We start from the raw sequence: 6,443 nt of genomic DNA, 5'->3' as shown, positions 1-6,443 counted from the left end.
AAACGCCAAAATTTATTAAGATCTTCTCTGTTTAACACCGCCAGAGAAATTCCAGAAAAAAGGACCATATCCATGGCGGTAAGCGACGCTGCATCTGATTCATTTAATAACGACATCAAACCCTTTGCTGCAGAGTCATTTCGCCAATAGGTAAATGAACGCTCACCGCACGCATCAGTATAAATTTTGTAAAGCCCGATATGTTTGTCTGGGTGAGCATATAAAAAGCGCGTATTGATTGACTCACCTCGAGTAAATTCCAGCATCTCTTTAGAAAGCGGGTCACTCCCTATCGCACTAATAAAATAACTCTCTAATGCTGGGAATGTGCGTTTTAAATAAACGGCAGAATTAAAGGTATCGCCTGCAAAACCTTCCTGCAGTAAACCATCCACTTTTTTAAGTTCAGCCATGCACTCGCCAATAAAACCAACTCTCATATATTCCACCCTACGAACTCATAGCTTTGTATTATTTGCTTGTTTTAACATTATTCGGCGCTGCAGCAAGCAACGCCAATTGACTTACTCTAATGACTATAATTACTGACACTGGCAGCCGTCTTTAGCCGTTAGAAAATCTATAATTGACGGCTTATCGGTGTTACTAAAGCTATTTTGGCTAAGCGTTGTTTGTGGCTCACCGACCGTGTGCTCAATGCGTACCTTCGCACTAGAGTCGAACGTATTATTTCGAATGTTTGTTTTTTGGACGCCATGAAGGAAGATGCTTGCTTTGCGCTTATTTCTTTTGCCGTGACCCACCTTGGTCAGCGTATTATCACTCAACGTTACTTTGGGCCCGAATGTACTCTCATCCGTCCCCCCACGATAAATCAAGGCGAGTGCTCCGCTCACGTTTTCAAAAACATTGTTGCTAATGTTGAGTACTTCAACGTTGTAGATACCCAAGTCATCTTTTTCTTTATTGAACGCAAATACGTTTCCAGAAATTGTTTCAAAATGGCTGTTCGTCACAGAAAAATGCGTGGCAAAGCTTCGCGCACCAGCAGAAAAGAAATGAAAACTATGATTAATATCTACATCGACCACTTTCACGTTATCCATGGTGAAGCGGTAGTTCGTTAACATGCCCCATTTTTTGGTACGAATTAGTGTATTGCCTGCCGCATCAGGCGCATCTGTGCCCGCTAAGGTTACCCTTTGAAGCGCTAAAGCCCCATTGTCGCTAATTTCGAATAAAGCAGAGCGTTGGGGTAAAATCGTAACCAAGTCAGGTGAAGCCCCTTCTATAGACAATACCTTTTCAACCTTAATGATTTTTTCTTCGCTGTATTTGCCTTCACCTAAGATAAGCACATCTCCATCTTCGGCCTGTGTGACCGCATCGAAAATAGTGTTTACACCGGGGTCTACCCTTATTTCTTTACCCGATTTAAATGGCAATTCATATTCTTTCTTTTGATACCAGCTTGGGCCTACCTCATCTTTTGATAATGCTTTTACGCTATCGTCTGCACCTACTTGCATACCGTCAACAGTCACATTTGTTGATTCACCAATATCGGTGCGCTTGGTAAAACCCGCTTCAATCTGACTTTCAACGCTGTAATTAGCAATATTGTTCGAAAACGTTATACCGCTAATATCATCGAAGAAGCTGAATGTAGTGGGAACCCTGTTAGCAACAACAAGGTTTTTCGTAAATACGCTGTCTACTGGGGGCGCTGAACGTTCTTCATCTGCGCCGGCGGCTAGCTGTATGTGAGAAACATCAATAAAGGTGTTGTGGTGAATGTTTGCATTTTTCACCTGATGATAACGGTTCTGTGGTGAGTTAGGCACCCCATTCATTACCGTGAATCCACTACCAAACCGGTAGCCCGTTAGCCCTTTAAATATATTGTTAGCAACTTCTTGGTCAGCATTGATAACCCGCACTCCGCCAGTGTTAGGGACACCATTACCTAAAAAGACGTTGTTGGTGATCGTGTTCTTATTACCGTGCCGTAAGGTTAGCGTCCCTCTTGACTCGATAAAGGTATTGCCATGAAGGGTGTTCCCACCCGACTTAACACTAATAATCTCTACTTCGCCATTACATCTATCAAAAACATTGTTCTCAACGCGAGTGAACGAGTTTTCTAAAGAATAATGACTTGTGCCAATTCTTAGTGTTTCCCCGCCATTTGAGCCCAGTTCAGGTCGGTAGCCAAAGTAGTTATTGTCAATTTGGTGGTAATTTTCAGTGCTATCCGCACTATCTAGTCGCACAGCAACGGTAACGCCACGATTGCGCTTACCAGCAAGATAGGAGTGATCGAAGCGATTGTGTTTTCCATAAAGCGCAACCCAATAGTCACTCTCAAATTTATCGGGTTTTGAATAGTCTTCAATAACCACTTCGGTAACGCGGGTATGGGTTGCCACATCATCTTTATTTACTCGAAAGCTAATGACCGAGCCTGAAGGCGAATAACCATTTTTAAATACTAACCCTGATACCACCAAGTGGCTTCCAGCAATTGCTAAGTTAGATTGACCAGAAAAAACCACCTCGCCTTTTGTTTCAGCACGCAAAGTAACAGGGGCTTGTTTGCTGCCTTGGGCCTGAAACTTAATTTCGAAATCGCGATACGTTCCGTTTTTAAAAACAATATCGTCTCCCGGACCTACCTGGCTAACAGCATCGTAATAGGATGCTTTAGAATCTACGAAAAAGTCTTCAGCGTTAACAGTCGAGTTTAGCGCCAACAAAGTAACAACGCCGACCGCTGACTTAAAGGTACTCTTTAACTTCATACATCCCTCTCCTTGCCGAGCAAGTATTGAAATTTTATTGCTCTAACCGCATTAATTGGTCACGTGGTTTTGCAAAAACGCAATTATGCTGTTATTTATTTGTTACCGATTATTTTAGAATCTAACCAATAAATAAACCAAAAACAACCAATTTATTTTACCAATAACCAAAACAATGTATTACCAATTAGGTTTTTTATCGTTTAATAAGCGTTAGTATTAACGATACATTAGGGACTTTGCGCTTTGCGCTAGTTTCGATATACAATGGTCAGATAGAATTCTTTTACCAATTGTGTACCCTCTACTTGGTAAGCAACAGGCAAACAAGGGCTGTAAATATGAAGACTCGTCGTCTTTTCTGGAGCATCGTTGAGAAACTCGAGGCGCTAATTGATCAAGGGATTTATCCTGAAGGTAGTCGATTACCCGCCGAAAGAGAGCTTGCAGAAACTTATAATGTTAGTCGCCCTACCATTCGCGAGGCTATCATTGCTCTTGAAGTGCGCGAGCGCGTTGAAGTAAAGACGGGCTCTGGCGTTTATGTACTGCATCAAAAAAAGCCTGGTCAGGTAACCAAGCCTATCAGTGCATTTGAACTCACACAGGCCCGTGCATTGGTTGAAGGCGAAGCGGCAGCGCTTGCAGCAGCAACCATTTCTAGTGAAGAATTAGAGGCATTGAAACAGACCTTAGTAGAGATGAAATCGCCAGAGAAAGCGGATGAAGCCGACCAACGCTTCCATCAGATTATTTCTCAAGCAACCCGCAACAATGCAATTATGTTGTCTGTTGAAAACTTATGGGCACTGCGTAGAAGCGTTCCACAAGTTATCGCTGCATATAGTGACGTGTGCTCCCAAGGTGAAGAGCAAAGGCTTCAAGAACATACGCTTATCTACGATGCTATAGAAAGTAAAGATTCGGCCGGTGCACGCCGTGCAATGCACCAGCATTTTAATCGTTTGATCAATGCGTTATTTGACGCAAGTGAAGCAAAAGCACTTGAAGAAATTAAACGAAAAACAGATGAAACCAGAGGGCTCTATTCAATTGCTCATTTAAGACAGTAGTGACAGAAGGTTTTCTGATTGTAAAATAAAACAGGCTTCTTATTTCTAAGAAGCCTGTTTGCTTTGTAGGGTACTCTTATGAGTCACTGTTTTTATTATTTTGCTTTAAGGCGTAAGAGCAAAGTTCTACTTCGAGGTAAATATTGAACCTAAAATACGGCCCGCCACTTCCCCAAAACTTGCTTAAACGCGTAGATAAGCTTGTTCACATTCCGCTTTCTCAAGCAGCAGAAAACCATTCCATACTACATTTCGGTCTTACCAGACGCCAACCAATTATTATCACCAATATTGATAACCTGTTATTTTTGTGAATCTTCACGACAAATTTTTTACGAGTCCGTAGAACTTTTTAAGCAAGCCCGTTCACGCCAATAAAATAAAAACAGAGTAAAATAAAAATTAAGAAAAATAAAATCAATAACTTAGGATAACCACCCTTTAGTTCAAAGCCTCAGTACTTTAGCGTCTTATGCACAATAACAAGCTAAGAGACCTATATGACCAAAAAAGTTAAACCTAGTTATATGGCACAAAGGTAAGAAAAAGCTTTACCATGTTTGTTATAACAGATAAAAAGCGCGAAATTACTTTATGCGCTAATAACACTCACACTTACGCTGTGATAACCAAGTGAAATTAAAAGATGAATGTTGAAAGTTTAACCCAACATGCTGAAGAAAAATTGGCTCTCGTTAAAGCATCAGTTATGTCTGATAGCTTTATTATTCAGCTGACAACCATAGCGGTAATATATTGCATAGCCTTTTTACTTGCCAGGCAAGTGAAGAAGCCGTTTAAGTTTACTAGAGAAAAGCCCGAGCAAGGTGCACACACGATGCACGGGTTTCTATATAACTTAGGTGAGGCTCTTTTCCCGCTTATCACTATAAGTATGCTAAAGCTGACCACTGTGCTAGGCGCTCAGTTTCAGTTTGACGCGTGGCTATTAGAAATAGCGGTTGTCGTGGCATTAATGCTGTTTGTGAACTCACTCATTACCGGCTTTGTTGAAAATAAAACCATTGCAGGGCTTATGCGATGGGTAGGTTTACCGATTTTATTTTTGCACCTTGTTGGCATGCTACCACTTGTTACAACAGCGCTGGCGTCGATAGCGATTTCAGTAGGGAATGTTGAGATTTCTGCCTATGGGGTGACCCGAGTAGTGTTGTTTGGCGGGCTGCTCTTTTGGTTAGGTCGCAGTTCAAATGCCATCGGTCAAGATATCATACGAAACCACAAGTCCCTTGATGTATCCACCAAAGAGGTATTCGCTAAGCTTTTCGAAGTCGCCCTTTTCTGTATCGTATTTTTATTGTTACTTAATGTTATGGGGATCAACCTCACTGCCCTTGCTGTTTTCGGCGGCGCGTTAGGCGTGGGTCTTGGTTTGGGGCTTCAATCTATCGCTTCTAACTTTATATCAGGCATTATCATATTGTTAGATAAGTCGCTAACCGTAGGTGACTATGTCGAGCTTGAAGACGGAAAAAAAGGCATCGTAAGAGAATTTAAAATGCGCTATGCCGTGCTTGAAACCTTCGACGGGAAAGATGTACTTGTACCCAACGAAAAATTCATCAGCTCTTTACTCATTAATTGGACGCACAAAAACCAAAAGCAACGTTATCGTATCGACTTCTCGGTTGCGTACAAAACAGATATTCGCGCAATGGTAGAAATTATTAAAGATACCGTGGCGGCACACCCGCAAGTGATCAGTGGCGAAGACATTCCTTTTGAAGAACTACCAGACTGTGAAATAGATAGTTTTGGCGACTCGGGCGTGAACATGTTTGTTGAATTCTGGATGGAAGGAATAGACGACGGCAAGAATCGTGTGGGCGGTGATTTGTTGCTGGCCGTCTTTGAAACCTTACGTGAGCATAATATTGAAATTCCGTTCCCTCAACGGGAAGTTCGCGTTATCAACGAGCAAGATATCGGTATCAGAAATACCACTTCGTAAGTCATTGAGTATTACCTTCGCGCTTGACTAAAACCTTGCGCGAAGCATATCCCACTGCCACTCTTGTGCAATTAACCCTAGCGCTTGTGTAAACTTCTCGTAGTCGTTTTGCCCCATGGCCGTCGCGACGGTTTTAAGTTGAGATTTGGCTCTTATAGCTTTCACCTGAAGCAGCTCAAGACGCTTATCTGCGCTTGCATCGAAGTTATCAACTAAGATTGCGTTCGCCTTATTTGAGGCTTCCCATGCGGTAATGACATAGCCAACCAGCTTGGTATACACGCCTACCATGCGTTTTCGCTCAAAGATGGGTTCAAATAAAGAACCTTGCAGAGTTTTATGGAAACTGGCTTCGGTTTCGAAAACAACAGTGGCCTCAGCGTTTTTCAATTCCTCTAGCACGCTATGTAAAAGGTGAATGTGCGTGGCGGTGTTCAGTTTATCAGAAGATAACGCGTTAATATCGTCGCTTAACATTTCTAAATTTACTAAAGCACGTTGAAGACTGGCCATTAAGTTATGTCATGGATGGAAAAATAAGGTTCAGTGTAGCGAATTCGAACACGGTTTTCGACGAATACTCGATGGTTTTGATACTGATGACGTAAGCTTAATTTGAAAGCTGTACTTTCACTT

5 protein-coding genes are annotated in these 6,443 nt (G+C 42.0%); 2 read left to right on the top strand and 3 right to left on the bottom strand.

Annotated elements, in window-relative coordinates:
- The coding region (locus tag ACTRWF_RS19010; RefSeq protein WP_462836052.1) for a PfkB family carbohydrate kinase at nucleotides 1–440 on the bottom strand (440 nt) is incomplete at its 3' end.
- A 102-nt stretch (nucleotides 441–542) separates the two neighbouring features.
- Nucleotides 543–2,762, bottom strand: coding sequence for a chondroitinase-B domain-containing protein (locus tag ACTRWF_RS19005; RefSeq protein WP_462836051.1), 2,220 nt, complete (start codon nucleotides 2,760–2,762; stop codon nucleotides 543–545).
- 341 nt (nucleotides 2,763–3,103) lie between these two features.
- On the opposite strand from ACTRWF_RS19005, the gene ACTRWF_RS19000 reads away from it, so the two are divergent.
- On the top strand, nucleotides 3,104–3,835 hold the full coding sequence (locus tag ACTRWF_RS19000; protein ID WP_012519729.1) for a FadR/GntR family transcriptional regulator: 732 nt from the start codon (nucleotides 3,104–3,106) through the stop codon (nucleotides 3,833–3,835).
- Between the two features lie 646 nt (nucleotides 3,836–4,481).
- Nucleotides 4,482–5,807 (top strand): mechanosensitive ion channel domain-containing protein, encoded by a 1,326-nt coding sequence (locus ACTRWF_RS18995; protein ID WP_462836050.1) that lies wholly within the window; start codon nucleotides 4,482–4,484, stop codon nucleotides 5,805–5,807.
- Nucleotides 5,808–5,834: 27 nt separating this feature from the next.
- Here ACTRWF_RS18995 and ACTRWF_RS18990 read toward each other — a convergent pair whose 3' ends face one another.
- Nucleotides 5,835–6,284, bottom strand: a complete 450-nt coding sequence (locus tag ACTRWF_RS18990; RefSeq protein ID WP_287149054.1) for a hypothetical protein — start codon at nucleotides 6,282–6,284, stop codon at nucleotides 5,835–5,837.
- Between the last annotated feature and the right edge of the window lie 159 nt (nucleotides 6,285–6,443).

This window comes from Alteromonas sp. G5_S2_22_S1, assembly GCF_054968525.1.
The sequence above is the reverse complement of the archived record's forward strand: the minus strand, read 5'-3'. Positions and strand labels throughout refer to the sequence as shown.